Here is a 24,627-nt window from a genome sequence, read left to right on the forward strand (position 1 = left end):
TAGCGGCACCGATGCATAAGGTCTTGTCGCAGTGTCATCGGCGATGGACCTTGGCGTTCGAGTGTCCCATGTCAGGTACCGAGGAGGCGGGGACCGGCGCCCGCCCCAGGTTTGTCTGAGGACAGTGTGTGAGTTTGCTGGTGTCCGGGCCGCTGGTCTCGACATGCCTCAGGCGGCCTGGCGCCTGCGCCGTCGGTGCAAGGTGGACGCCGCCACTCCGAGTTGCCGGGCGGCGCGTTCTATACAGCCGTCGCAGGCTTCCAGAGTCGCTTCGATGGCCGCGTCTTCTATCTGGCGCAAGGTCATGCGACCTGGGCTGAAGTGTATACCGACGCCAGACGGCGCTTGCGAGGGCGGGAGTGCGGACGGAAGGCGCTCGTCATCGTTCAGCATCAGGTTGTTGACCGTTATCGCTTTTCCGTCGCATAGCAGCAAGGCGCGCCTCAGACGATTTTCCAGTTCTCGGACATTGCCGGGCCAGTCGTGCTGCTGGATCCAGTTTCTGGCCTCCTCATCCAGGGGGCAGACTGCGATACGTTCTTCTCTGGCCAGCGACTCCAGCAGGTGATCTGCCAGCATCAAGGCGTCCCCTTGTCGCTCGCGCAGGGGTGGCAAGGCAAGACTCAGAACGTTGAGACGGTAATAGAGATCCTCCCGAAACGCCCCCTCTCGCACGGACTGCGCCAAGTCTCGGTGGCAGGCGGTGATCACCCGGCAATCGACACGAACGTCTCGCGTGCTTCCCACGGGAGTGATGGTGCCGGTCTGAAGTGCGCGCAACAGCTTGGCCTGGAAGGGAAGTGGCATATCGCCGACTTCGTCGAGAAACAGGGTGCCCTGGTCGGCCGCTTCGAAGAAACCCTTGTGATCCCGCGTGGCCCCACTGAAGGCTCCTTTGACGTGACCAAAGAGCATGGATTCGATCAGTGCCTCGGGAAATGCTGCGCAGTTAACGGCCACAAACGGACCGGAGGATCTTGGGCTGCAGTAGTGCACACTGCGCGCTGCGAGTTCCTTTCCGGTCCCGCTTTCTCCGTGTAGCCACAAGGGAGAACGCGACTGCGCCAAGCGTGGGATGAGCGTGCGGAGGTGTTGCATGGCGGCGCTCTGACCGATCAGCAGATTTTCGGGGGCATGGTCGCCGGGGCCTTCGCCGTGAACTGCAGTCTGTACCTTGTGCACGAGCTTTGCGGTCCACTGCAGCAGCGTCTGACAGCCGAGCGGCTTGGTCAGACGTATCGCCTCGCCGCATCCGGCCTCCTGGTCGTTCAGGCGGTCGGCGGACACCATCATGCAGGCGACTGGGTGTTCAAGGTCACGACAGGTGGCCATGACTTCGATACCGGTCATGTCGGGAAGGTGGTAGTCCAGTACCACTACGGCAGGGCCTTGGTGGCTGACCAGCCTGGCGACGGCTTCACTACCGCTGTGGCAGACGGCCACGTAGTGGTAACGCGTGGCCAGGATGGTCTGATAGAGGTGAGCGGTATCGGTGTCATCCTCGACTACGATGATCAGCACTCCAGGCTTGGGGAAACATGTGGTTGAAGTAAGGTGATGCTCCTGCGCATTGTAAGACGTCATGGCAATACCCTTGGCTAGCTCTAAGCCGGTTTCAGAGCTTGTACGAGTTGTCACTCGAGGTGCTCTTTGGATGCGTGCGTCGCCATCTTTCAGTGCGCCGTCCGATCAGCGCTTGGCGATCGGGTTTGATGACACCGATGGCTTCGGTATGAACGGGTGTACCGGTTGCCGCAGCCTTTCTGATTCGTACAAGAGTCAATTGCCACCCTAGCCAGACTCGAAGCAGCTTTCCTTGTTTTAAAGGTTGCTTTAACAGTGTTTGACATTGTCTGGGATTTGGCTGGTACTCCATTCGTAGTTATTCCACTTTGAGTACTGAATTTCTCATTATTGCTAGGGCAAGTTATTGCTACTTCGCTGTTTGTTCGTTGGAAAGCACGTCCTCTGAGCTCTCGGCATCCAGGTTCAGCGTGGTATTGATCTTTGACAGGGCGTTGGCCTCGGCTTCATTAGTCTGATGGTTTTCGGTCATGATCAGACCCTCTGCCCCATCGCCCAGAGTCATTTCGATCTGTTGCCAGTTGCCCACGGCGATCGACGTGGAATTGTTGTTGACGATGGCACCGGCATTAATGCTGCCGCTGCCGCCAGATCCTGAACCTCCACTACCGTTATTGCGACGCCGTGCCTCCTGCAGGATGAGGGAACCCTGGATGCTGGCTCGCGCGGGGAAGTCGTAGGGGTAGGGGCCGACGAGCGGATCTCGATCTCTCGCCTCAGCGGGGCCACCGGCAGATAGAAGCGCTGCGCCAAGGGCTGCGGCCATCCAGCTGGCCCATCGCCGAGAGGGAAGGGCACCAGAGTCGAGGGGGAGGCAGTCAATGTCGGAAACATGTCGGTTAACTGTGCGTGTCATGAGAGAACTCCCAGGGCATCCGTGGAGGCCACGGATGCCCGAGCCAGGGTTGAGATGAGGAATCAGAAGTTGCCATCCACCTTGACCGACAGGTTGTTGCCCACGGCGGTGGCGGTGGAGGATACGGCGGCGGTATCGCCTCCTCCCATACCGTTGATGCCGTTGAACAGCACACCGTCGGCAGTGGCAGTGCTGGTGACCAGTGCCACAGAGAGCTGTTCGTTGTTGGTGATGGCGAAGGCGTCGTTGTCAGACAGGGTGGTCAGGTCGACGGTCATGTTGTTGCCTACGGCCGTTGCGTCAACGTCTACTGTGGCGTTGAGGATGGCGAGTGCCGAGGCGGTCGCGGTGACGGCACCAGGCAGCGTGGCATCCACCAGTTCACCGGTCAGCGGCGTGCCGACTGAGGCGTCGAGCCCCGCGTACACCTGAGAGTTGTCGGTTTGGGTCGACACATCGGACTCGATCGCGGCGTTGTTACCCACTGCGGTCGCGATGCTTTCTACCGCCGCCAGGTCTTCAAAGGCGTTTCCATCGAGCAGCGGTATGATGGTGTTGTCGACGGCGGTGACCAGGCTAGTGGCGCTGATGGTGCCCAGGGCGGTCTGGTCATTTTCGGTCATGTTCAGGCCTTCGGGGGCGACATTGACTTCAGACAGCGCCGAAGTGTCGACCGTGCTGTTGACCGTGGCATCCCACACCCAGGTCACCGAGTCGAAGGCCAAGGCCGAGGAGGCTGACATCAGACCAGTGAGGGCGATAGCAGCGGACAGTGCGGTTTTTTGCTGAGTTTTCATGACGGCGTTCCTTGTTTTTTCGGATGTTTTCAAGCCGCAGGGTAATGCCCGTCTGCCACCTGACACGCTTGGGTGTCGTTGATCGGCAGGCCGAGCCCTTCCGTCAGGATCTGGTATGCAGCCATTTCCACGACGGATCGAACACCGAGCTGGAGAGGTTCGTTCCTCACCGTCCCGGCATCGAATTCCACGAGCTGATTGTCGAAGAAGCGATAGACGCCCGCTTCCACCTGGTTGCCGACAATCTGCTTTTGCAAACTGGTGACGTAGACGGTCTGAAAGGTAGTGGCGTCCACCACTCGGAGATCCAGGCCTACGTTGATGACCGCTTCTCGGTTGCTTGCGCCTATCAGTCCTACATAAAGGCGTGCCCCCTGGGTCAGGATGTTGTAGTTGAGCTCGGTGAGTGCGCCGAGAATGACGTAGTTGACGGGCTGCACGTTGAGCGCTGCGGGCGCGCGTTGCATGGCTCCGGCATCCTTGAGCTGGCGCTCGGCTAGCGGAATGCGAATGTCGAGGCGCTCGGCCAGGCGTACCTTGCGCGTCTTGTAGAGCGCGCTGATCAGCATTTCAGACACGCCCTGGGTCAAGGTGCGGCTCTCGGTGATGGTCGAGTAGCTGACTTGGCCGGTCCGGTCGAGGATCTGTCCTACGCTGACCACTGGCAGGTTTTCACCGGGTTGTTGGCTGAGTGCGCTCAGGCAGCGGGTGTAGGGCGTGTGGTTGGTCATCACTCGCGAGCCTTCACGGGGTGCCACGGGATCGGTACCGATGGAGGCGCAGCCACCCAGGGTTGCAGTGAGTGCTAAGGCGGTGGTGAGTTTGTGGGGCAGCGAGACCTTCATCCTGGCGTCCTCCTGTGATTGACATGGCTATTGCTCAAGTCGTGCCAGAAAGACCAATTAGTCTTTTTATTCAATAGGTTGGGGTAGTGAATAGCAGCGAGGAGATGATTTGAGGTAGCCGTGTTCGGCCAACCGAAGCGTTTTGCTAGAGGGAAAGCGTGGCGAATCGCCAGACTCTGGCGTTTTGCACGACTGAATTAGGAGAAACCGTCGTACACATGCGGCGCGCGATTGACAGGAGTGCTGGGCCGAGAGCAGGACGAAAGCGTGGGTGATTGCCGCCATCGCCTGGCCGTACCGGACGATGCCAATGTCGATCACGCAGGCTGATTTCGTGTAAGTGATTAATAATTCAGTTTTTTATCGGATCTTGATGATGTTTTTTCGATCGTCCCGAGGACCAGCAGCGCAACGTGCGAAAGTTCTGTTGCCATGCTATAAAAAGGTTTGACAAGGCGCGGCGAGCCGTGAGACGATGCTTCTCGTTGGTTAGCAAGTCGTATATTTCAGTAGTGATCGAATCATTCGGTAGCCTGGCAATATCCCCCTTGTTATATCCATATTTCTGGGATGACACCCGGCAAACTGTAATGACAACGCTCTGCGTTAAGGAAATCGATCATGGCAACTGGCACAGTTAAGTGGTTCAACGACGCTAAAGGTTTCGGCTTCATTTCTCCGGCCGACGGTGGTGACGACCTGTTCGCCCACTTCTCCGAAATCAAGGCTGAAGGTTTCAAGTCCCTGCAGGACGGTCAAGAGGTCTCTTTTGACGTGACCCAGGGCAAGAAAGGCCTTCAGGCTTCTAACATCAAGGTTATCTAACTTCTAGTTAGCTGACTGAGATGGATGACAAGACCCGCTTCGGCGGGTCTTGTCGTTTTTGTGTGTGAAAAGTTTAGGTCTGGCCGTGTGTGGCCGGCGTTGAGCTTCATTTCGCGCTCAGCCTGCTCGGGTTGTCTTGCGTAGATCAATCTCTGGCGATGATCTGTCTTTGTAGATCGTCTGCTTCTAGCGGCCCGGGTACTGGGTGGGCAAGGCTGCCATCCCTGTAAGAGTGTTTCTGGATACGGCTTAGGGCTTGTCTGAAAAGTGTCTGCGCTCGGTAATACGGCGTTAAAAATCGGCTGGTTCGCCATCCCGGTCAAAATGCTCATTTACACCCCGTTAACTGCGCTTTCTCACCGATTTTTGCCTTGTCTAACCTTCGCTCGTCGACTTTTCGGACTGAGCCTAGGAGGCCTTCGTGCTGGACCAGCGGGATTGGCAGGCCGGTAGCTCAACCTGCCCAAGAGGCGATAGTGGTGGATAGCAAACTTTGCTGACGGCTTTAACGCGTCAAGGGGGCTTCGCTGGGCTTGCCTCATCAGCATAGCGCAGCCAGTCTCCCATGCCGCTGTCCTCAAGGGCGTAAACTCCCCGACCAGAGCGCCACACCAGGCCCTTCGCGCGAAGCGAGTCGAGCGCCCGTTGAATGGTGGATGCCGAAGGCTGGGTCTTGCGCTTGGCAAGAGCCTGGATCTCCTTGAGCGTATCCTTGGTGAAGGGTGTAAAAGGGCGCTGTTGCGCCGATGTTCGGGCCAGGACGAGCAGGATGGCGCGCTGTAGCTCGGGCAGTTGATCAAAGTCGGACTGGAAGAGGGCCTGGTAGTCTGCCTGGATCGATTGTGCACCTTGCTCCAGCAGCTCTCCGAGGTCGTCGGCCCGCCCGTGCTCCAAGGCAACGCGCTTGATGACGTCCCACAGCAGTTCAGGACGGCGACCCACACGTTCGAAGGTCTTGGCGACATCTGCGACCTGGAAGGTGTTGCCAGGAGCCAGTCTTGCATTGACGTGGTAGGTAAATGCCTCCACGAAATCATCCCCCAGCAACGGGAAGGGTGTGACGGTATTGCCGAAGAAGGGCTGGTCGCGGCTCAACACCAGTTGGGCCAGCTTGTCACGACTGCTCCCAGTGAACACCAGACGCAGGCCTGGTTTCGCCCTGCCCAGGGTCAGCGCATCGCGAGCGGCCTTGAGTGCGAACATGGTGTTCATCCCCTGCTCGCTACTGAGTGCATGCTGTGCCTCATCGATGAAGAGTACGACCAGACGTTCCGATGCTTCGTGCAGTGCCTGCAGGGCTTCCGTCAGGGTGGCTTCATCCGGCAGAGCGGAACCTGTCAGGTCCCACGTCAGCCTCTTGTGTAGCGTGACGGAATCGACGCCGGCAGCACTCCAGAGCTTCTTGATGCGCGGCGCGTAGGTCTGCAATCTGGCCATGATGGCGCGTTCGATCAGCAGGCCTGGATCCATCTGGCGGTCTGCCCAGAGGTCGACGTAAACCACTTCCCAGCCGTGCTGTTCGCAGGCAGGCATCAGGTCCTGCCGCAGGAAGGTGCTCTTGCCGGTGCGCCGTGGTGCGGCGAGGAATAGCCCGCCGCTGTAGTCGATCAGGCCATCGCCAGCCAGGCCTGTCACGATCGACTGTGCGAGGGCTGGTCGGTGAAAGACATAAGTTGCGGAAACCATGGAATACGCCTCTTTACGCAGCTATGCGTAAAATTATGCATCATGGCGGTAAAGGGCGATAATGCGGGCCTGCATCGCCAGCACGATAGGCGAGTTCAGCAGGATGGCGCTGGCGAACCGTTTCTGGTGGGTGAACGGTTCGTCCGGCGCACTGCTGTGCATTCCGGCTAGTGCACCGACTCACCGATAAAACAAAGCCCCTCGATCGAGGGGCTTTGGTCTCTCTGTGCCTATGCCTGGGCCTTAGTGGGCCAGCATTTCATCGACGATACCCTGGCCGTCCAGTTCGGAGGGGTAGTAGGTCGGCCAGTTGATGACTTCTTCAAGCAGGGCCGCACGGTCGTCACCCCAGTACAGGTGGTAGTGATCGGCCTCGGTCGGGTAGATGGCATGGTCGCTGAACTGGATGTAGTTCGGCAGGCTGTCGTCTTCACCCTGGTACTCGAAGATGTAGCGAACGCCGCGGTTGCCGGCCTTGTAGGTCAGCACCTCGTAGCCGTCGGAGGCGTATTCGCCGGAGAGTACCTGACCATCTTCGTGGAAGGAGACGGTAGAGCCATCGATGACGATACGGTCGACGTCGGTCTCGTAACCGATCTCGTAGTACGCCTTGTATTCCTCGGCGCTCTTGTCATCGCTCTGCTGGGCCTTGTGGGCGAACACTTCGTCGAGGGTGCCGTCCAGCAGGTAGGGGTAGACGGACTGCCAGTCGCCTTCCCAGTCGGACAGCGGTCGGTCCTTGATCTGGTCGTCGTCGAAATAGCCGGCGTAGATGTCCTTGGCGTGATCATGCTCATGATCGTGATCGTGCGCTTCGCTGGCCGCGGAATCGCTTTGTGCGAGGGCCAGGGGGGCGGTCGCCAGTGTCAGGGCGCTGATTGCGGCGACGGCCATGCGGCGGGTCAGAATCGGGTCCATCGTCTTGCTCCTTGGGATGATCGGTGGGGCGTTGTGGCCTCCCTGGGGAGGCCTTGGAAAGAACAGGGCTTTCATCACTCGGCCTCGGCGGCGCAGCGGGCGACGCCGTCGGCCAGTTGGCGCAGCAATGCGGGATAGAGCTCGGTACCAAGCGGCAGGTCGACGCCCAGGGGGTCGATGACCAGCGACGTCTCGACCCCGGTGCCTGCGAAGACGCTGTCCACCAGCGCCGGGTTGAACTGGGGCTCTCGGAAGACGCACTGCACGCCGAGTTCGGCGACACGCTGCTGGATCTCTCGGATACGCGCAGGGCTCGGGTCCGAGGCATCCCCCAGGGAGATCGCCCCGGCCGCCGGCACATCGAAGCGGCGCTCGAAGTACTGGTAGGCATCGTGGAAGACGATGAAGCGAGTACCCTGGGTCTGCTGGAGGCGGGTCTCCAGTTCATCGATCAGGTCGTCGAGCTCGCTGCGGGCTTCCTCTGCGTTGTGTCGATAGATGTCGGCGTTGTCGGGATCGAGTTCGGCCAGTGAGGTGGCGATGGCATCGAGCCAGGCCTGGGCATTGACCGGGTCCAGCCAGCCGTGGGGGTCCCAGCCTGAATGGTCGTGATGGTCGTGGCCGGCATGCTGCTCGTGCTCGTGCCCGTCATGCCCTTCGTGGTGCCCGCGGCCCTCATGCTCCTCGTGCTCATCATGATCGTGGGCCTCGAAGGTGGCGCCCTGTCGATAGGTAAGGCGCTGTGTGCCGGCGCTTTCCATCAACTCCACCTGCTGCGCATCCGCCGCCAGTGACTGGCGTGTCTTGGCAAGCCAGGGCGTCAATCCATCGCTGACCCAGAACACCACGTCGGCCTGCGCCAGGGCTTCGGCCTCGGAAGGACGCATGGCGTAGCCGTGGGGGGAGGCCCCAGGCTGGATCACCAGTTGCGGCGTCCCCAGGTCTCCCATCACGCGCTCCACTAGGCTGTGGACCGGCGGAATATCCACGGCCACCGAGGGGACCTCTGCGGCAGCCATCGCAGGAAGCAGCAGGCAAGGGAGGAGAAGGGGGCGTAGCGAGGTGTGCATCGTCATCGATCTCTTGGGGCGTTCTCGGGGCGGCTGATTGTGACATGTTTTGTTATGATATAACATTGTTTTCGAAATCGAGAAAGGCTCTGGAGAATGTTCATGCCGCTATTGTCGATCGATGATCTGCGGGTCGTCCTGGGAGGGCAGACCATCCTCGAGGGCATAGACCTCAAGCTCGAATACGGAGAAATCGTGACGCTGGTCGGCCCCAACGGGTCGGGCAAATCGACGCTTTTGCGTACCATCATCGGTGCGCTGACGCCCGCTGGCGGACGTTTGGTGCGAACGCCCGGGCTTACCATCGGCTATGTACCGCAGCGACTGGCCATCGATCCGACCCTGCCGATGACGGTCACGCGCTTTCTCAACCTGCCTCGTCGACGTTCCCGCAAAGCCGTGCAGCAGGCCCTGGCGCAGGCCGGCGTGCCTGAGCTGGGTTCGCAACAGTTGCTGTCGTTGTCAGGCGGCCAGCGACAGCGTGTTCTGCTGGCGCGAGCCCTGCTCGAGAAGCCCGACCTGTTGCTGCTCGACGAGGCAACCCAGGGACTCGACCACCGGGGTACGGCGGATTTCTATCGCCAGATCGAGCGGGTGAGGCGCGAAACGGGCTGCGCGATCCTGATGGTCAGCCATGAGCTGCATGTGGTGATGCGCACCTCGGATCGGGTGATCTGCCTCGATCGCCACGTCTGCTGCCAGGGCACGCCTGAGCGAGTGCTGGCGTCCCCGGCCTATCAGGCGCTGTTTGGCCCCGATACCGCTGACGCGCTCGCCTTCTACCGCCACGAACATCTGCGCGAAAAAGACGCCGCTAGCCCGGCCTTGGCGCAGGTGGGCGCTGCCCGCTCCTTGGGGGTCTCGGCCTGATGCTCGATGACTTCATGCTGCGTGCGGCGCTCGCCGGGATCGGTGTGGCATTGGCCGCCGCCCCCCTGGGCTGTTTTGTGGTGTGGCGCCGCATGGCCTACTTCGGCGATGCCACCGCGCACGCCGCCATCCTTGGTGTGGCACTGTCGCTGTTGCTGTCGACCTCGATCTTCGCCGGAGTGCTGGTGGTGTCGCTGCTGATGGCGATCCTGGTCTCACTGCTCAGTGGTCGCGGCTATGCCATGGATACCTTGCTCGGGGTCATGGCTCATTCGGCGCTGGCCTTCGGGCTGGTGGCGGTGTCCTTCGTGTCCGGGGTGCGTATCGACCTGATGGCATATCTGTTCGGTGACATTCTGGCGGTCGGCAAGGGGGATCTGGTGTTGATCGCCGGCGGCGCCTTGCTGGTCATGGCGCTGGTGGGGTGGCGCTGGTCGTCACTGTTGACGGCGACCCTGGACGCGGATCTGGCGCGGGCCAATGGCATCCATCCCGGGCGCGAGCAGCTGGTGCTGACACTGTCCCTGGCGGTGGTCGTGGCGGTGGCGCTCAAGGTGGTGGGGGTACTGTTGATCGCTGCACTGCTGATCATTCCCGCCGCCGCCGCCAGACCCTTCTGCCGTACCCCGGAAGCCATGGTGCTGGTGGCAGCGGTGATCGGTGCCGCGTCTACTAGCGGCGGTCTTCAGGCGGCCTACTGGCTCGACACGCCCACCGGTCCGACCATCGTCAGCCTCGCCGCTGTGGTGTTTGTCCTGTGTAGCCTGGTGGATATCGGCAGGCGCCGGCTCGCAAGAATGTCTTCCAGCGTCTCGTCCTGAACGGGTGACCCGTGCGTTGCTGCTTTGGGCGCAGAGAGGAAGGCGGGCGACCACCCCCGTGCTCTCGTCGCGCGTCCCGAGGGCGATGAGAGGTGGCTAGAATCGGGGCGAGGGCGCTGGAAAGCTTACGAATCCGTCAGCAGAGCGCCTTGGTGCATGGGGATGGTGCGCTGCACCACAAAGAGGTGAGCGAAACAGCACACATCTGACTCATGTACATGAATTATTTGTTATGGAGTTGATTGGTAAGGAAAACCGCTTTTGTGGCACCGGTTATGCCTGAGTAAAGGTCACATGATCTTGGATACTGGCCTTGCTCAGGAGGTAACGAATGAATGCCCCGGTGTCGCACGCACTACCCTTGGAACAGCCGCAGGCGATAGCTCCGCCGCGCCCGAGTGTCATCTCGCTGGAGGGGGTAAGGAAGACCTTTTCCAGTCCAGGCAATGACAGCGTCGAGGTGATAAGAGACATCACACTCGATATCAAACAGGAAGAGTTTGTCAGCATCGTCGGGCCCAGCGGGTGTGGCAAGAGCACGATGTTCAACATCATCTCCAGCCTGCTGGAACCCACGGATGGAAAGATCACGCTGCGCGGGAGCGATCCAGTCTGTGGGGCGCGGATCGGCTACATGCTGCAGCGTGACCTGCTCTTTCCCTGGCGTACCATCATCGACAACGTCTGCCTCGGGCTTGAAGTCAAAGGCGTATCCAAGGCGAAGCGCTATGAAATGGCCAGGGAGCAACTGGCGCGCTATGGCCTGGCCGATTTCGCCGATCAGTATCCCAATACGCTGTCGGGAGGTATGCGTCAGCGGGTGGCACTGATACGCACCCTGATCACCGAACCCGATCTGATTCTGCTCGATGAGCCGTTCTCCGCGCTCGACTATCAAACCCGCCTGGTGCTCGAGGAAGAGATCGTGTCGATCCTCAAAGAGCATCGCAAGACGGTGGTGCTGATCACCCACGACATCGGCGAGGCCATCGCCATGTCGGATCGTGTCGCCGTCATGACCAAGCGACCCACCTCGGTCAAGAAGGTCTATGACGTGGGCCTGTCCAGGGAGCTTGGGTCCTGCCTCAAGGCACGCAGTGACGTCCGCTATCAACAGCTGTTCGACCGCATCTGGGATGACCTGGATATCCAGGTAGCCGGAGGTGCGGCATGAGTGAGGCCCAGGTCTACACCCATACGATCCAGTCGGGCAGCAACAGGGAAAACTGCGAAGCGCCCGGTCGCTCGATCCTGCTGACGGACAACCTCTGGCGTGGCGCGGGCATCGCGCTGGTGGTGGTGCTGTGGCAGATGGGCGTCAATCTCGGCTGGATCAATCCGTTCTTGATGGGCTCGCCGGCAGGCATCGCGGAAGAGGCCTGGCGCCTGTTGCAGTCGGGTCAGCTTCTGGATGACACCCTGGCCACGGTCTCTGCCACCATCGCGGGCTTTCTTCTCGGCAGCGTGCTCGGCTCGGTGTGTGGCCTGCTGTTGTGGTTCTCGCGTACCACGGCAAGGATCATCGATCCCTTCATGGTGGCCTTGAACGGTCTGCCGAAGATCGCCCTGGCACCGATGATCATCATCTGGTTCGGCTCGGGCATGTTTTCCAAGATCATGCTGGCCTTCGTCGCGACCTTCGTGGTGGCGTTGCTGTCGGCCTACCAGGGTACCCATCAGATCGATCGCAACATGATCAACCTGATGAGGTCGCTGGGTGGCACCCGCCGCGAGATCTTTACCAAGGTGGTCGCCCCGGCAACCCTCCCCTGGATCATCTCGGCCTTCCGTCTGAACATCGGCTTTGCGTTGATCGCCGAAATCGGTGGTGAATTCATCTCATCCGATCGCGGGCTGGGCAGAATGATCTTCGTGGCGGGCAACCTGTTCAACCTGAATGTGGTCTGGGTAGGCGTGATCGTCCTGATGATGGTGGCTATCGCACTTTACGTGGTGGTATCGAAGGTAGAGAAGCGCCTTCTTCCATGGGAAAACAAGTAGAGATTGCCGTCACAGAACGTTGTGTCAGGTGGTGAGTGTAACAAGCAATAAACGCGGTAAAAGGAAAGAGTGGCAAGAGTGGCAAGAGTGGCAGGTGTGGAAAGTGCAGAAGATGTAGTGAAGGTAGTGAAGGTAGTGAAGGTAGTGAAGGTAGTAAGCGTAGTGAGTATGGAAGGTGTAGTGAAAGTAGTGAGTGTAGTGAGCGCAGTCCCGAAGCTGAAAATATAACGACAAGGAACAGAACCATCATGAATTCATTTGCGTGCTCCAAGAAAGTTGTCGTCGGTCTTGGCCTCTTGGCCAGCGTGTCTTCGTTCCAGGCCCAGGCCGAAGACATGGACACCATCTTGATTAACGAGGCGTTTCACTCGCTGCTCTATCTGCCGGTCTACGTGGCCAAGCACGAAGGGCTGTTCAACGAGTACAACATCGAGGTCCCGGTGGTACGTTCGGCGGGCTCTGGCCCGGCGGCTCTGGCCTCGGTGCTGGCCGGCGAATCGCAGTTTTCCGTGCATGGACCAGAGCATGTCGGCTTTGCCCAGGAGCAGGGGGGCAGCGGCAAGGCCATCAGCGCGGTGGCCAACAGCGCCCCTGTCTGGGTGCTGGCGAGCCCCGATCTCGACTACAGTTCGCCTGCTGATCTGGCCGGCAAGGAAGTCGTCGTGGGGCTGGCGCCTGGTACGTCCAATACCTTGATCAAGCGGCTGATCGAAGACGCCGGGCTCGACGGCGAGGTGTCCATCACCGAGGTGCAGAATGGCTCGGAGCTGGGGCCGGTGCTGTCCGGGCGTGGCGACATCGCCGTGGCGTACCAGCCTCAGGTCGAGCAGGGGATTTCCCAGGGACTGGAGGTAATCCACGCCTTCACCGACGACTATCCCGAGTACGCGTTTTCGACCATCAACACCTCCCAGGAGATGATCGATGACAATCCGGACCTGGTACTGCGCTTCGTCAATGCCATCAATGACTCCCTGGCGCTGATCCATTCCGACGCCGATGCTGCCAAGGCGGTGGCGCGCGAGGAGTTCGGCGATCTTTCCGGCGAGGTCGTCGACGCGGCGGTGCAGCGCATGATCGACAACAACGTCTATCCCGAAAGCGTGACGATTACCGAAGACGCCTTTACCAACGCCATCGAGATGCAGCAGTTCGTCGGCAACATCCAGGGCGAGATGTACTACGAAGATATCGTCGATGACTCCTTCGCCGCCAAGGTCGTGAACTAAGGCGCGTTCCCGGGTCGCTCGTCGACCACCGTAACAGGGCGTCGAGTACGCCATAAGCGAGAAGGTGGGGTGGAGGAGGGCCTCCGCCCATCTTCGATGCTGGAGGAAAAGTGAATGCTAGCGGCACTGTTGTTCTTCAGCGCGGTCGGTGGACTGGCGGGGCTGGTCGCGGGGCTGTTTGGCATCGGGGGCGGCATCATCATCGTGCCGGCACTGTCACTGGCCCTGGCCCATCAGGGCGTGGAAGCGGGCCTGGTGATGCACCTGGCGATCGGTACCTCGCTGGCCATCATTGTGGTGACCGGCGCCTCCTCGGCCTTCAGCCACTGGAGGAAGGGGGCGGTGTCGCTGGATCTGCTCGCGCGCATGCTGCCCGGGTTGATGTGTGGTGCGGTGCTCGGGGGGCTGGTGGCCGAGCAGCTGGACGCACAGCAGCTCGAGCGCTACTTCGGTGTGTTCATGCTGTTGCTGGCGCTTCACATGTTGCTGTCCAAGGGTGTCAGTGAAGCCGACAGTGGCGCCGGTCGTCCGGCCATGTTCGCTGCGGGCACCGCCATCGGTACCTTTTCGGCGCTGTTCGGGGTAGGCGGTGGCGTGCTCAGCGTGCCCTGGCTTGCCCGAAACGGCGCCGGAGTCACCCACGCTGTCGGCACATCAGCAGCGTGTGGCCTTCCGATCGCCGCCGCCGGTGCCATCACCTTCCTGTTCACCGGGCTTGGGCATTCCGGCCTGCCGAGCGGTAGCTCCGGCTACCTCTACTGGCCGGCCTTCTTCGGCGTCGCCTTGTTCAGTGTGCCGGCGGCCCGGCTGGGCGCGAAGCTCGCCCACTTTCTTCCCCCCCACCGGCTGCGCCAGTTGTTTGCCGCGGTGATGCTGGTGGTGGGGCTCAAGTTGATCCTCTGACGTCACAACAACGCTTTCAACAATCCTCGAGGATGATCCATATGCAATCAGGTCCTGACACCATTGGCGCCTTTCGTAACAGGCTCGACCAGTCCGACGCCGAGGCGCTGGACTGGTGGCACGAGTGCACGGCAACAATCGAACACAGCGAGGCCTCGGTAGGGGCCTGGGAGGCGCTCGCCGAGTCGCCGCCGGCGCTGGATCCGGCGCTGGCGGATCGCCCCCTCTACGGTGTGCCGGTGGGCATCAAGGACATCATCGATACGGTGGACCTGCCGACAGCCTGGGGAACCGGCGGCTACCTGCGTTCTGCCGGCGCGCTGGTCGATGCGTCCCTGGTCACCCTGCTCAAGCAGCAGGGCGCGCTGATCATGGGCAAGACGGTATCGACGGAATTCGCCTATTTCACCCCGGGCAAGACCCGCAATCCCCACGACGAAGCGCGTACGCCGGGCGGCTCATCCAGTGGGTCCGCCGCCGCGGTGGCGGCGGGCATGGTGCCCATCGCCTTCGGCACGCAGACCGCCGGCAGCATGATTCGTCCGGCCAGCTATTGCGGCGTCTATGGTTTCAAGCCGACGTTCAATACGCTCAGCACCGCAGGCGTCAGAGGCTTCGCCCCATCGCTGGATACCCTCGGCTGGTTTGCGCGCAGCATCGGTGACATCTGTACGGTATTCACCAGTCTGACCGGCGCGGCCGAGATCGCCCCGCAGCAAAGCCTTGTTGGCGTTCGCATCGGCACCTTCAGCCTGCCGGCAGGCCAGCCACTGGCGCCCGACGTGCAGAAGGTGATTGCCGAGGCCGAAGCGCTGGCGAAAGAGGCCGGTGCCGAGATCGTGCCGCTGGTGCTCGGTGATGACTTTGAACAACTGGTCGAACATCAGCGGGTGGTCATGGCCTACGAGTCCGCGGGCACCCTGGCCAGTGAGTACGACCGCTTCGCGGACCAGATGGGCCCCAAGCTGGTCGAGCTGATCGAAGAAGGGCGCAACATCAGCTGGATGCGCTACTGCGAGGCAATGCGGACCGTCGCCAGTGCCCGGCAAACGCTGACGCAGATCTTCGACACCCAGGTCGATGCGATCCTGGCAGCCAGCGCCACGGGCGAGGCGCCATTGGGGCTGGAGGCCACAGGCGATCCACTCTACTGCCGCGCCTGGACCCTGTTGGGGGTGCCTTGCCTCAACCTGCCGATCGGGCAGGGCAGCAATGGCATGCCCATCGGCGTGCAGTTGATCGCCGATCGCTGGGCCGATGAGCACCTGCTTTCCCTTGCATCCGGTCTGGTTGGCGGGCTCAACCCCGTGGCCGTTGCCGAACGGGAGCCAGCGCTGTCGGCTTGATGCCTGGCGTCGCTCGCACTGGAGCCATCGCTCGTCTGCCTGCACGCAAGCGCTTCGGGCGACGAGCGTGGTCGGCCCCTGTGTGGCCGGCCACGCCGGCGCTTGTCCCGGGCCGGCGCAGTGTGCATGGGGCTCGATATCGGGACGAGCCTACGGCTGCCGGGCCCCTCAGGACGTACAGATCCACAGTATCCGCGCCGGCTCGTCGCCGACCGATATCACCGCGTGGCCCATCTGGCTGTCGAAGGACATGCTGTCGGCGACCTTGAGCCGGGTCGGTTCGTAGTGCTCCGTCCATACCTCCACTTCACCCTGCTGCACCACGATCTGCTCATGTCCGGCGTGGCGCTGCAACTCGCCGAACTCCTCGATACTGGTGTTGAGCACCGTCGTGGAAAACACCAGAAAGTCCTTGGCCACCATATCGTTGCACAGAAGCTCGAAGCGATAGTTGGGCGTCTCGACCACCGGCCCCTGGCCCGCCCGGGTCAGGGTGCGCCAGCCGCTCAGGGCGCTGCGTTCGTTGTGATAGAAGAGTTCGCTGACATCGACCTCCAGGGCCGCGGCCAGCTTGACGATCACGTCGTAGGTCGGGGATAGCCGGCCGTTCTCGATACGCGAGATGCTGGCGGCGGAACTGCCCGAGGCCTCGGCCATCTGGGCGATGGTCAGGCCCCTATCGCTTCTGAGTGCCTTCAGGTTGGTGCCGATGGAACCTGCCTTGCGCGGGCGCTCCCTGACGCGTGGGGGCGGGGTGACGGTGTCGCTCATGCTGGCCTCCGACGCCTTTGTCTCGAATTTTTCAAGAAAAAGCGTTGATTATTGGTCTTTTTTTATAGTTTTGACTGAATATTGCGTATATGCAATCCTCATTCACGAACGCGACAATAGCAAGGTATGTGCGTGTGAGCGGGTGCTCCGGCGTGATCCCGGGGTTGCCAAAGCGCTTGCCAGCACGGTCATTGCGCTCCTAGGGCTTGTCTGAAAAGTGCCTGCGCTCGGTAATACGGCGTTAAAAATCGGATCAAAATGCTCATTTACACCCCGTAAACTGCGCTTTCTCACCGATTTTTGCCTTGTCTAACCTTCGCTCGTCGACTTTTCGGACAGCGCCTAATTTCCACAAGAAAATCCAATGGGGATAATAATGTACAAACTGAATCGACTGGCGGGCGGTGTCGCCCTGGCGGCCGCGCTGGCGGGTGCCTCGCTGAGTGCAAGTGCCGAGGAAATGAACTGGAAGATGGCGACTCCCTGGGGCGGCGGTCCCTGGCTTGAGCGCGATGCCCAGACGTTTGCCGACTACGTCGACCAGCTGACGGCCGGCGACATCGCCATCGAGGTATTCCCCGGTGGCACCCTGGGGGGCGCGCTGCGGGTCACCAATACGGTCAAGGCCGGGGTGGCCGAGGTCAGCCACAACTACGTCAACTACGACTACGGCACCGATCCCACCGCGGCGCTGCTGGCCGGGCATTCCAGCGGCCTTACGCCGGAAGAGTTCATGATGTGGATGTATGAGGGCGGCGGCGTGGAGCTTTACGAAGAGTTCCGCCGTGACGTCTTCGATGTGGTGGCCTTCCCCTGTTCGATTCTGGGCACCGAGATCTTCCTGCACTCCAACAAGAAGGTCGAGACGCTGGAGGACTTCCAGGGTCTGCGCCTGCGCACGTCCGGCGCCTGGGCCGAGATCGCCTCCCAGCTGGGTGCGTCCACCGTGGTCATGGCGGGCAGCGAGATCTACAACGCCCTGGACCGTGGCGTGATCGACGCCGCCGAGTGGGGTAGCCCCGAGATGAACAAGCCCACCGGCTTCCAGGATGTGGCGCAGTACGTGATCCTGCCTGGTGTGCACCAGTCGGGTGGCTTCCTCGAGTGCCAGGTCAACCAGGACGCCTGGGATGGGCTGAGCGGCGAACAGCAGGAGCTACTGCGTCTGGCCGGCAAGCTCAGCGTGTTCGACTCCTGGCTCGCGAGCTCCTACGCCGACCTCGAGGCCTATCAGGAGCTGGTCGACGGCCCCAACGAGATCGTCCAGCTGGATCAGTCGTTCATCGACGCCATCTATGAAGAAACGCGCAAGTGGGAAGACGAGAACGCCGAGAGCAACGAGTGGTTTGCCCGGGTGCTCGAGTCCCAGCGTGAGTTCAAGGCCAGCATGACCAACTGGCAGCAGTATCGTCTGCCGATCGGTGCCATGGGTCGCGACTGACCACACGCCTTGCGGCCCGGCCAGACAGCAGGAGCTAACCCCCTTGCTGCCTGGTCGGGCCGCTGTCTTTACCACCACCTGTGGGCAAACGAGATGAAGCTTATTCACGCTATCGAGCGGCTGACCCGCCTGGCGGGAGGGCTGGGCGCCATGCTGACCTTTCCGCTGATCGCGGCCCTGGTCTATGAGGTGTTCAGCCGTTACGTGCTGGGCCGCCCGACCCTGTGGGCCTTCGAGGTCAGCTACATGGTCATGGGTGCCATCTTCATGCTGGGCATGGCCAACGCCCTGCGCCTGGGCCAGCACGTCAGCGTTGATCTGTTGACGTTGCGCTGGTCGGATCGCACCAACGCAGCGGTGCGCCTGGTCGGCTACCTGCTGTTTCTGCCGGTGCTGGGCTGGCTGGTGTGGGAGCTGGGGCAGTATGCGCTGGAGGCCTTCGCCTCGAACGAGCGCTCTGGCCGCTCGGCCTGGAACCCGGTGATCTGGCCCGTATTTCTGACCTGGTGGGCCGGCTTCGTGCTGCTGGCGCTGCAGGTCGTGGCCGAGATCCTCAAGGCGGTTCATATCATGCAAGGGCGCACGCCCGAACAGGGGGGCGCGGCATGAGCGACTATCTTGCGCTGGTGATGTTCCCGGCTTTGATCGGTTTCATCATCGCCGGCTTTCCGATCGCATTTTCAATGATTCTGGTGGCGACGCTGTTCGGCATCATGCAGTTCGGCGACGCTGCCGCCTATCAGTTGCTGACCAAGATCGAGGACACCGCCTCCAATTCGATCCTGGCGGCGGTGCCACTGTTCATCTTCATGGGCGCCATGCTCGAGCGCTCCGGTATCGCCGAGCGGCTGTTCACGGCGATCCACTTCTGGACCCGTCGGCTGCCGGGGGGGCTGGGCGTCGGCGCGGTGGTCATGGGGACCTTGTTCGCCGCGGCCAGTGGCGTGGTCGGTGCCACCGAGGCGGTGATCGGGCTCTTGGCCATCCCGGTCATGCTCAAGCATCAGTACAGCAAGTCGCTGATGTCCGGCACCATCTGTGCCAGCGGCTCGCTGGGGACGGCGATCCCGCCGTCGATAACGGTGGTGGTGCTGGGCCCGGTGGCCAGCGTCTCGGTGGGGTCGCTGTTCAGCGGCCTGATGTTCCCGGGCTTTCTGATGGCGCTGTTCTTCCTGCTCTACATCGTGCTGATCGCCTACTTGAAGCCGGAGATGGCGCCGCGCATGGCGCAGGATGATGCCGAGCGGGCGACCCTCGGCGAGAAGCTCAAGATGACCTTCGGTGCGCTGCTGCCGACCATGGCGCTGATCATGACGGTGCTCGGCACGATCTTGCTCGGCATCGCCACGCCGACCGAGGCGGCCGCCTGCGGTGCCCTGGGATCGGTGGTGCTGGCGCTGGCCTATCGCAACCTGACGCTGGACGTGCTGTGGAACTCGGCCAAGCGGACCTTGAATATCTCGGCGATGATTCTGCTGATCGTGCTGGGGGGCAACATGTTCGCCGGGGTGTTCTTCGCCGCCGGTGGCATGGCCACGGTGCAGTCGCTGTTGATGGACACCGGCATGAGCCCCTGGATGATCCTCGGCATGATCCTGCTGATCGCCTTCCTGGCCGGCTTCGTGCTTGACATGATCTCGGTGGTGCTGATCGTCATCCCGGTGGCCATGCCCATCGTGCGTGCACTCGGCTTCGACGAGATCTGGTTCTGCGTGGCCTTCCTGGTGGTGATGCAGACTAGCTATCTGACGCCGCCGCTGGCACCGTCGATCTTCTACCTTAGGGCGATCACGCCGCCGGAGGTGACGCTCAAGCACATGTACATCGGGGTGGTGCCCTTTATCGTGGTACAGCTAGTGGTGCTGGCGCTGGTACTGAGTTTCCCATCGCTGGCGCTGTGGCTACCCGAGCAGTTGAGCGGCCCCTCGTGGAAATGACCCCGGACACTGACAAAGGAGACGCCCCCATGAAGGACACCGACACCACCGTCGACAACGGGGCCTACCTGACCCGCGAGGCGCTGATGTCGCTCAGTCGCCGCGTGCTGGAGCACCAGGGCTTCAGTGCCGAGCAGGCCAGGGCCCTCGGCGAGACCCTGGTGGCGGCGCAGATGGACGCCAGCCACTCACACGGGCTCTACCGTCTGCTGGGGATCGTCCAGACGCTGCGCCAGGGCGCGGTGGTCGCCGACGCCGTCCCGGAGGTAGAAGACGTGGCCGCCGGGGTGGTGCGGGTTGATGCCGGCGGTGGCTTTTCACCGCTGGCCTTCGAGCTGGGGCTGCCGCTGTTGGTGGACAAGGCCCACGACGCCGGGGTCGCGCTGATGGCGATCAATCACTGCGTGCATTCCACCGCCTTGTGGGTCGAACTCGAGCGGCTGACGGAACAGGGCCTGGTGGCGATCGCCTGTAACCCCACCCAGGCCTACATGGCGCCCCACGGCGGCAGTCGTCCGCTGTTGGGCACCAACCCGCTGGCCTTTGGCTGGCCCAGACCAGGGCGTGAGCCACTGGTGTTTGATTTTGCCACCAGCGCCATCGCCCGAGGCGACATCGAGCTGCATCGCCGCGAGGGCAAGCCGATCCCCGAGGGCTGGGGGGTCGATCGCGACGGGGCGCCCTGCACCGATCCCGAAGAAGTGCTGGATCACGGCGCCATGCTGCCGTTTGGTCAGCACAAGGGATCGGCACTGGCGCTGATGGTCGAGCTGATCGCCGGCCCGATGATCGGTGACCTGCTGAGCGTCGAGTCAAGCGAGCACGACGCCGGTCGCGCAGGACTTCCGTACCACGGCGAACTGATCATCGCCATCGACCCGGCGCGCACCGCAGGCGCCAGCAGCGAGGCGCACATGGACAGGGCCGAGCGGTTGTTCGACGAGCTGCTGGGCCAGGGCGCACGCTTGCCGGCCCAGCGTCGTTACCGTGAGCGGGCGCTGAGTGAATCCCGTGGCGCCTGGGTGCCCCAGGCGCTGCTCGATGATATCGAGGCGCTGCTGGCGTGAGGTGACGCGGGGCGCCTTAGCCGAAGGTGTCGCCGCCAGACCGAAGGTACATGAGGCTTACACGAAGTCATTGCCGCGCCTCTAGGACGCGCCGTGATCATTTCCTACGCTGGGGTACGGTTGGGCAGCGACGCCCGACCGAGAGCTCATTTGTTCGAAGCGAGGGCATGTCATGGCAATGACAGGGACGTTATTGGTGATGCTGGCATCGCTGCAGTGGGGGCTCGCCGGCGGTTTCGGCAGCCTGCTGTTGCAGCGCGACTGGACGCCTGAGGCGGTGTCCTTCTGGCGGGCGCTGGTGGGGGTGGGTGTGATGCTCGTGTGGCTGGCGCTGTCCTGGTGGCGGCGCGGGCGACCGACGGTCAACCGCCGGATGGTGATGTGGGCGATGCTCGCCGGGTGCGGTATCGCCGCCAACTTCACTTTTTACTTCATCAGCATCAGTGAGAGCAGTGTGGCGGTGGCGGCGACCCTGATGTACAGCGCGCCGATCTTCGTGTTCGTCGTGTCCTTCATCACAGGGGCCGAGCGTCCGTCACTGGTGCAGTGGCTGGCCATGGCGGTGGTGATGGGCGGTATCGTGCTGTTGACCGGCATCTATCGCGCCGACGCCGGGGTGGTGACGCCGTTCGGGATTGCCGCCGGTTTGCTGGCAGGCGTCGGTTACGCCTTCTTCATCTTCGGCTTTCGCTTTGCGGCATTGCATGGCTCGGCCACGGCGGCGCTGCCGATGGCGCTGGCCACCGCCGCCCTGTTGATCCTGCCGCTGGCGGATTTCTCGACGCTGGCCTCGGTGCCGGCGTCCGCTGACGTTTCGTTGTTTCTGCTGGTCGGTGTGCTGGGCGGCGCGCTGTCGTTCTTCTGCTACGTTGTCGGCGTGCGCTATACGCTGCCGACCATGGCCTCCATCGTCGCCATGGTCGAACCGGTCACCGCGACCTTGTTCGGGCTGTTCGTGCTGGACGAGAGCCTGACCCTGCCTCAGGTCGGGGGCATGTTGCTGATTCTCGGCGCGGTGACCGGTATCAGTCTGCTCAAGCACCGTGCGGCGACAGCCTCAGACTAGGCACGTCGCCTCGATAGCGCGGACGTCGTCGGCGCCACGGTCTTCACCGTCTGCCGACCTGGCAGAGACGAGTCCTGCGAGGGGCGCTGCGGGCCTTGAGCTCGGCGCCCGGGCTACTCCAGTCCGATGTTCTTGGCCGGGAATTTCTCGAAGGTGGCGCGATGGGCGCCGGCTTCGGCCACCATGGACGCCTGCCAGGCGTTGCGTCGGTGGCCGACGGTCATCTGTTCCTTGGGGTCGATGTAGAGATTGAACAGCCAAGGGGCCAGGGCGGTCCTTTCCACCGTCGCCATGTCGATCCAGCGCAGGCCATCGTCGGCGCGCACCACGGCGGTATGCATCTTGTACTCACGCATGCGCAGGGCGGTGAACTGGTTGCCCAGCCACATGTAGACCTGCTCGCGGTGGGACTGACCGTTCTCGGTAAGCAGGAAGGACGTCTGGTCGATGCCGTCGATGTAGCGGTCCTGAGGGATGCCGTCTTCGGCGCCGCCCAGGGTGGCGAAGGTATTGAACAGGTCCATCAGATCGAACAGGCCGTCGGAGCGCTGGCCGGGCGGGATCATGCCCTTCCAGTAGGCGATGCCCGGGACCCGCACGCCGCCTTCCCAGGTGGTGCCCTTGGCGCCACGGAAGGGGGTGTAGCCGCTGTCCGGCCAGCTATCCATCTGGGGCCCATTGTCCGAGGTGACGAAGATGAAGGTGTTCTCCAGCTCGCCGCTGTCATCCAGCGCCTGAACGATGTCACCGATATAGCTGTCGACCTCGACGACGGCGTCCTTGTAGGGATACTTCGATGGACTGGCGCCGAGAAACGCCTCCGATGGCCAGTTATCGGCGTGCACCTTCATGAAGGCGTGGGTGATGAAAAAGGGCGCGTCCTGCTGCGACAGCCGCTGGATGCTGTCGACGGTGTAGTCCCTGAGTCGGGCGTCACCCTCGGCCATGTCCTCGATGGAGCTGACCTGGCTGACCACCTCGGTGGTGCCGTCGGCGAGGCCGTGGATCAGGTTGTCATCGGCCTTGATCCGGTCGTAGCGCTCAAGCTTGTCGTCATCCAGTACCAGGTCGGGATAGCGACGCTCATCGAAGCGCTGGGTGTATTCCTTCTGCGCCCGGTAGTAGCCGTAGAACTCGTCGAAGCCCACATCGTGGGGGCGCATGCCTTCTTCTTCCCCGATATGCCACTTGCCCACCAGCAGACTGTAGTAGCCCTGGTTCGACAGCAGCCTTGCAATGGACGTCTCGCCTTCCCATGGATTCACGCTGACGCTGTCGCCGGCAAGGATCGGGCGGATCAGCCCGGTGCGTACCGGCAGTCGGCCGGTAAGGATGGCGGCGCGGGTCGGCGTGCAGGTGTACTGCGAATAGGTCGACGTCAACATCAGGCCTTCATCGGCCAGCCGGTCCATATGCGGGGTGGGGGCGCCGATGGCCTCGCCACCACCGAAGGCGCCGGGGTCACCGTAGCCCAGGTCATCGACGATAAACAGCAGGATATTAGGCTTCTGGCCCGCGCGGGCCTCGAAGTCCGCCAGTGCCTGGGCGGCCGCAGCCTGCTGCTGGGGGTGGGGAATGGCCGGTTGGCGATGGTCGTTTTCCGCCACCGCCCGGGACAGCGTGCTGGCCATGGCGATGGGGGCCTTGGCCGCCAACAGGCCTGCCGACAGGGCCACGGTCAGCATTGTCGCAGCGATGGAAGTCCTCATTTTCCACTCCATGTGTCGGGCCCAGGGAAAGAAGAGAGCCGCGGTGCCAGGGGAGACATGTGATCACTGAAGCAGGACGCTGTCTGGCGCCTGATGTCTTCCCGGTATCCGTCGGGTGGTGCCAGGATGTGCAGCATTGGCGTGTTGCTCGGGCGTGGTCGCAGTGTGGCGAGTGAGGTGGGAGGGCGCCATCCCCCGAAAGGCATAACGGCCTGGGCTCCATCGCCAGGCGGGTGCTTCCTGATCTTGCCCAACAAAAGTGGACACCGGTCTATGCGATCATTCGAGCTTCGAAGGCTGCTGGGCTGATCATCCCAATGGCGCTGTGGCGGCAGTGACAGCGGCGCAGACAGCGAACAAGCGCTGGCCCTGAACGTCGCCGGTGCCGGCGACACCACCCTGGAGCGCATCGGCCAGGAGGCCGCGCTGCTGGTGGAGTAGGCAGTGGAGTAGAGAGTGGAGTAAGCCGTGGAGCAAGTGGTGGATCACTCCAGAGAAAGTCCCCTTCGATCACCCGGCCCTTGGCCGGGTGATGTTTTTTGCATAGCGACGAGCCTCCCTCGAGTACGAGACGCCACGGCTATCTCGCATCGCTACGAGCCCTCCCAGCCCTCTCTCCCAGCCCTCTCTCCCAGCCCTCTCTCCCAGCCCTCTCTCCCAGCCCTCTCTCCCAGCCCTCTCTCCCAGCCCCCTCCCAGCCCCCTCCCAGCGACAGGGCCGTGCACTGCACCCTGCAAGCGCAGCAACTATCGGCTGTTCTTCGGGGGTGATCTCGACCCACAACATCAGCACGTGAATCCAGCCAATCGGGGTTTGAATCAAAAGGTAATCATTTTTTGTTATGGCGTTATAACGGCTTGCGCAAAGGCCGGCGTGTACTCGCTT

Annotated in this window: 22 protein-coding genes; 13 read left to right on the plus strand and 9 right to left on the minus strand. The window is 62.1% G+C overall.

Annotated elements, in window-relative coordinates; all coding sequences use genetic code 11:
* Nucleotides 1-168: 168 nt before the first annotated feature.
* The 4 genes from NFH97_RS14475 to NFH97_RS14490 all read right to left on the minus strand — a co-directional run bounded on the left by NFH97_RS14475 (nucleotide 169) and on the right by NFH97_RS14490 (nucleotide 4,082).
* Nucleotides 169-1,584, minus strand: a complete 1,416-nt coding sequence (locus tag NFH97_RS14475; RefSeq protein WP_349625027.1) for a sigma-54-dependent transcriptional regulator — start codon at nucleotides 1,582-1,584, stop codon at nucleotides 169-171.
* Nucleotides 1,585-1,933: 349 nt separating this feature from the next.
* Nucleotides 1,934-2,350: a hypothetical protein gene (locus NFH97_RS14480; protein WP_045993823.1), complete on the minus strand. Its 417-nt coding sequence runs from the start codon at nucleotides 2,348-2,350 to the stop codon at nucleotides 1,934-1,936.
* Between the two features lie 152 nt (nucleotides 2,351-2,502).
* On the minus strand, nucleotides 2,503-3,237 hold the full coding sequence (locus tag NFH97_RS14485; RefSeq protein WP_045993824.1) for a hypothetical protein: 735 nt from the start codon (nucleotides 3,235-3,237) through the stop codon (nucleotides 2,503-2,505).
* Between the two features lie 29 nt (nucleotides 3,238-3,266).
* Nucleotides 3,267-4,082, minus strand: a complete 816-nt coding sequence (locus NFH97_RS14490; RefSeq protein WP_045993825.1) for a CsgG/HfaB family protein — start codon at nucleotides 4,080-4,082, stop codon at nucleotides 3,267-3,269.
* 621 nt (nucleotides 4,083-4,703) lie between these two features.
* Here NFH97_RS14490 and NFH97_RS14495 point away from each other — a divergent pair.
* Nucleotides 4,704-4,907: a cold-shock protein gene (locus tag NFH97_RS14495; RefSeq protein ID WP_045993826.1), complete on the plus strand. Its 204-nt coding sequence runs from the start codon at nucleotides 4,704-4,706 to the stop codon at nucleotides 4,905-4,907.
* Between the two features lie 513 nt (nucleotides 4,908-5,420).
* On the opposite strand, the gene NFH97_RS14500 is transcribed toward NFH97_RS14495, so the two are convergent.
* The 3 genes from NFH97_RS14500 to NFH97_RS14510 all read right to left on the minus strand — a co-directional run bounded on the left by NFH97_RS14500 (nucleotide 5,421) and on the right by NFH97_RS14510 (nucleotide 8,461).
* Nucleotides 5,421-6,593: an ATP-binding protein gene (locus NFH97_RS14500; RefSeq protein WP_349625028.1), complete on the minus strand. Its 1,173-nt coding sequence runs from the start codon at nucleotides 6,591-6,593 to the stop codon at nucleotides 5,421-5,423.
* Between the two features lie 243 nt (nucleotides 6,594-6,836).
* On the minus strand, nucleotides 6,837-7,511 hold the full coding sequence (locus tag NFH97_RS14505) for a metal-binding protein ZinT (protein ID WP_349625029.1): 675 nt from the start codon (nucleotides 7,509-7,511) through the stop codon (nucleotides 6,837-6,839).
* A 74-nt stretch (nucleotides 7,512-7,585) separates the two neighbouring features.
* Nucleotides 7,586-8,461 carry a zinc ABC transporter substrate-binding protein gene (locus NFH97_RS14510; RefSeq protein ID WP_502878696.1) on the minus strand — a complete coding sequence of 292 codons (876 nt, stop codon included), beginning with the start codon at nucleotides 8,459-8,461 and terminating at the stop codon, nucleotides 7,586-7,588.
* A 222-nt stretch (nucleotides 8,462-8,683) separates the two neighbouring features.
* Between NFH97_RS14510 and NFH97_RS14515 the strand changes: the two genes are divergently transcribed.
* The 7 genes from NFH97_RS14515 (at nucleotide 8,684) to NFH97_RS14545 (ending at nucleotide 15,751) form a co-directional block, all read left to right on the plus strand.
* The gene (locus tag NFH97_RS14515; RefSeq protein WP_349625031.1) at nucleotides 8,684-9,451 is read left to right on the plus strand and encodes a metal ABC transporter ATP-binding protein; all 768 of its coding nucleotides are present in this window, start codon (nucleotides 8,684-8,686) and stop codon (nucleotides 9,449-9,451) included.
* Nucleotides 9,451-10,272: a metal ABC transporter permease gene (locus NFH97_RS14520; RefSeq protein ID WP_349625032.1), complete on the plus strand. Its 822-nt coding sequence runs from the start codon at nucleotides 9,451-9,453 to the stop codon at nucleotides 10,270-10,272. Before NFH97_RS14515 ends, NFH97_RS14520 begins: the two co-directional genes overlap by 1 nt.
* 331 nt (nucleotides 10,273-10,603) lie before the next feature.
* A complete protein-coding gene (locus tag NFH97_RS14525) occupies nucleotides 10,604-11,446 on the plus strand; it encodes an ABC transporter ATP-binding protein (protein WP_348814650.1) in 843 nt (280 codons plus the stop codon).
* Entirely contained in the window at nucleotides 11,443-12,273 is an 831-nt protein-coding gene (locus tag NFH97_RS14530) for an ABC transporter permease (protein ID WP_348814649.1), read from the plus strand. The genes NFH97_RS14525 and NFH97_RS14530 overlap by 4 nt, the downstream gene beginning before the upstream one ends.
* Before the next feature lie 248 nt (nucleotides 12,274-12,521).
* Nucleotides 12,522-13,502 (plus strand): ABC transporter substrate-binding protein, encoded by a 981-nt coding sequence (locus NFH97_RS14535; protein ID WP_349625033.1) that lies wholly within the window; start codon nucleotides 12,522-12,524, stop codon nucleotides 13,500-13,502.
* A gap of 114 nt (nucleotides 13,503-13,616) precedes the next feature.
* Nucleotides 13,617-14,405 (plus strand): sulfite exporter TauE/SafE family protein, encoded by a 789-nt coding sequence (locus NFH97_RS14540; RefSeq protein WP_349591485.1) that lies wholly within the window; start codon nucleotides 13,617-13,619, stop codon nucleotides 14,403-14,405.
* A 41-nt stretch (nucleotides 14,406-14,446) separates the two neighbouring features.
* The gene (locus tag NFH97_RS14545) at nucleotides 14,447-15,751 is read left to right on the plus strand and encodes an amidase (RefSeq protein ID WP_349625034.1); all 1,305 of its coding nucleotides are present in this window, start codon (nucleotides 14,447-14,449) and stop codon (nucleotides 15,749-15,751) included.
* 168 nt (nucleotides 15,752-15,919) lie between these two features.
* Here NFH97_RS14545 and NFH97_RS14550 read toward each other — a convergent pair whose 3' ends face one another.
* Nucleotides 15,920-16,522, minus strand: a complete 603-nt coding sequence (locus tag NFH97_RS14550; RefSeq protein ID WP_052704543.1) for a helix-turn-helix domain-containing protein — start codon at nucleotides 16,520-16,522, stop codon at nucleotides 15,920-15,922.
* A 376-nt stretch (nucleotides 16,523-16,898) separates the two neighbouring features.
* Here NFH97_RS14550 and NFH97_RS14555 point away from each other — a divergent pair, with 376 nt between their 5' ends.
* The 5 genes from NFH97_RS14555 (at nucleotide 16,899) to NFH97_RS14575 (ending at nucleotide 22,033) form a co-directional block, all read left to right on the plus strand.
* The gene (locus NFH97_RS14555) at nucleotides 16,899-17,963 is read left to right on the plus strand and encodes a type 2 periplasmic-binding domain-containing protein (protein WP_349625035.1); all 1,065 of its coding nucleotides are present in this window, start codon (nucleotides 16,899-16,901) and stop codon (nucleotides 17,961-17,963) included.
* Between the two features lie 93 nt (nucleotides 17,964-18,056).
* Complete coding sequence (locus NFH97_RS14560; RefSeq protein ID WP_108133679.1) at nucleotides 18,057-18,572, plus strand: TRAP transporter small permease subunit; 516 nt, start codon at nucleotides 18,057-18,059, stop codon at nucleotides 18,570-18,572.
* Entirely contained in the window at nucleotides 18,569-19,900 is a 1,332-nt protein-coding gene (locus tag NFH97_RS14565) for a TRAP transporter large permease (protein WP_045992516.1), read from the plus strand. Before NFH97_RS14560 ends, NFH97_RS14565 begins: the two co-directional genes overlap by 4 nt.
* 29 nt (nucleotides 19,901-19,929) lie before the next feature.
* On the plus strand, nucleotides 19,930-20,967 hold the full coding sequence (locus tag NFH97_RS14570) for an Ldh family oxidoreductase (protein ID WP_349625036.1): 1,038 nt from the start codon (nucleotides 19,930-19,932) through the stop codon (nucleotides 20,965-20,967).
* Nucleotides 20,968-21,139: 172 nt separating this feature from the next.
* Nucleotides 21,140-22,033 carry a DMT family transporter gene (locus tag NFH97_RS14575; protein ID WP_349625037.1) on the plus strand — a complete coding sequence of 298 codons (894 nt, stop codon included), beginning with the start codon at nucleotides 21,140-21,142 and terminating at the stop codon, nucleotides 22,031-22,033.
* A gap of 113 nt (nucleotides 22,034-22,146) precedes the next feature.
* On the opposite strand, the gene NFH97_RS14580 is transcribed toward NFH97_RS14575, so the two are convergent.
* Nucleotides 22,147-23,742: an arylsulfatase gene (locus tag NFH97_RS14580; protein WP_349625038.1), complete on the minus strand. Its 1,596-nt coding sequence runs from the start codon at nucleotides 23,740-23,742 to the stop codon at nucleotides 22,147-22,149.
* Nucleotides 23,743-24,627 lie beyond the last annotated feature (885 nt).

Source organism: Halomonas sp. SCS19 (genome assembly GCF_040147015.1).
Taxonomy (GTDB): Bacteria; Pseudomonadota; Gammaproteobacteria; order Pseudomonadales; family Halomonadaceae; genus Halomonas; species Halomonas litopenaei.

Excerpts from the sequence above, each read along its gene's own strand:
- NFH97_RS14475 (WP_349625027.1), bottom strand. The coding sequence starts at position 1,584 with ATGACGTCTTACAATGCGCAGGAGCATCACCTTACTTCAACCACATGT.
- NFH97_RS14480 (WP_045993823.1), bottom strand. The coding sequence starts at position 2,350 with ATGGCCGCAGCCCTTGGCGCAGCGCTTCTATCTGCCGGTGGCCCCGCT.
- NFH97_RS14485 (WP_045993824.1), bottom strand. The coding sequence starts at position 3,237 with ATGAAAACTCAGCAAAAAACCGCACTGTCCGCTGCTATCGCCCTCACT.
- NFH97_RS14490 (WP_045993825.1), bottom strand. The coding sequence starts at position 4,082 with ATGAAGGTCTCGCTGCCCCACAAACTCACCACCGCCTTAGCACTCACT.
- NFH97_RS14495 (WP_045993826.1), top strand. The coding sequence starts at position 4,704 with ATGGCAACTGGCACAGTTAAGTGGTTCAACGACGCTAAAGGTTTCGGC.
- NFH97_RS14500 (WP_349625028.1), bottom strand. The coding sequence starts at position 6,593 with ATGGTTTCCGCAACTTATGTCTTTCACCGACCAGCCCTCGCACAGTCG.
- NFH97_RS14505 (WP_349625029.1), bottom strand. The coding sequence starts at position 7,511 with ATGGACCCGATTCTGACCCGCCGCATGGCCGTCGCCGCAATCAGCGCC.
- NFH97_RS14510 (WP_502878696.1), bottom strand. The coding sequence starts at position 8,461 with ATGGGAGACCTGGGGACGCCGCAACTGGTGATCCAGCCTGGGGCCTCC.
- NFH97_RS14515 (WP_349625031.1), top strand. The coding sequence starts at position 8,684 with ATGCCGCTATTGTCGATCGATGATCTGCGGGTCGTCCTGGGAGGGCAG.
- NFH97_RS14520 (WP_349625032.1), top strand. The coding sequence starts at position 9,451 with ATGCTCGATGACTTCATGCTGCGTGCGGCGCTCGCCGGGATCGGTGTG.
- NFH97_RS14525 (WP_348814650.1), top strand. The coding sequence starts at position 10,604 with ATGAATGCCCCGGTGTCGCACGCACTACCCTTGGAACAGCCGCAGGCG.
- NFH97_RS14530 (WP_348814649.1), top strand. The coding sequence starts at position 11,443 with ATGAGTGAGGCCCAGGTCTACACCCATACGATCCAGTCGGGCAGCAAC.
- NFH97_RS14535 (WP_349625033.1), top strand. The coding sequence starts at position 12,522 with ATGAATTCATTTGCGTGCTCCAAGAAAGTTGTCGTCGGTCTTGGCCTC.
- NFH97_RS14540 (WP_349591485.1), top strand. The coding sequence starts at position 13,617 with ATGCTAGCGGCACTGTTGTTCTTCAGCGCGGTCGGTGGACTGGCGGGG.
- NFH97_RS14545 (WP_349625034.1), top strand. The coding sequence starts at position 14,447 with ATGCAATCAGGTCCTGACACCATTGGCGCCTTTCGTAACAGGCTCGAC.
- NFH97_RS14550 (WP_052704543.1), bottom strand. The coding sequence starts at position 16,522 with ATGAGCGACACCGTCACCCCGCCCCCACGCGTCAGGGAGCGCCCGCGC.
- NFH97_RS14555 (WP_349625035.1), top strand. The coding sequence starts at position 16,899 with ATGTACAAACTGAATCGACTGGCGGGCGGTGTCGCCCTGGCGGCCGCG.
- NFH97_RS14560 (WP_108133679.1), top strand. The coding sequence starts at position 18,057 with ATGAAGCTTATTCACGCTATCGAGCGGCTGACCCGCCTGGCGGGAGGG.
- NFH97_RS14565 (WP_045992516.1), top strand. The coding sequence starts at position 18,569 with ATGAGCGACTATCTTGCGCTGGTGATGTTCCCGGCTTTGATCGGTTTC.
- NFH97_RS14570 (WP_349625036.1), top strand. The coding sequence starts at position 19,930 with ATGAAGGACACCGACACCACCGTCGACAACGGGGCCTACCTGACCCGC.
- NFH97_RS14575 (WP_349625037.1), top strand. The coding sequence starts at position 21,140 with ATGGCAATGACAGGGACGTTATTGGTGATGCTGGCATCGCTGCAGTGG.
- NFH97_RS14580 (WP_349625038.1), bottom strand. The coding sequence starts at position 23,742 with ATGAGGACTTCCATCGCTGCGACAATGCTGACCGTGGCCCTGTCGGCA.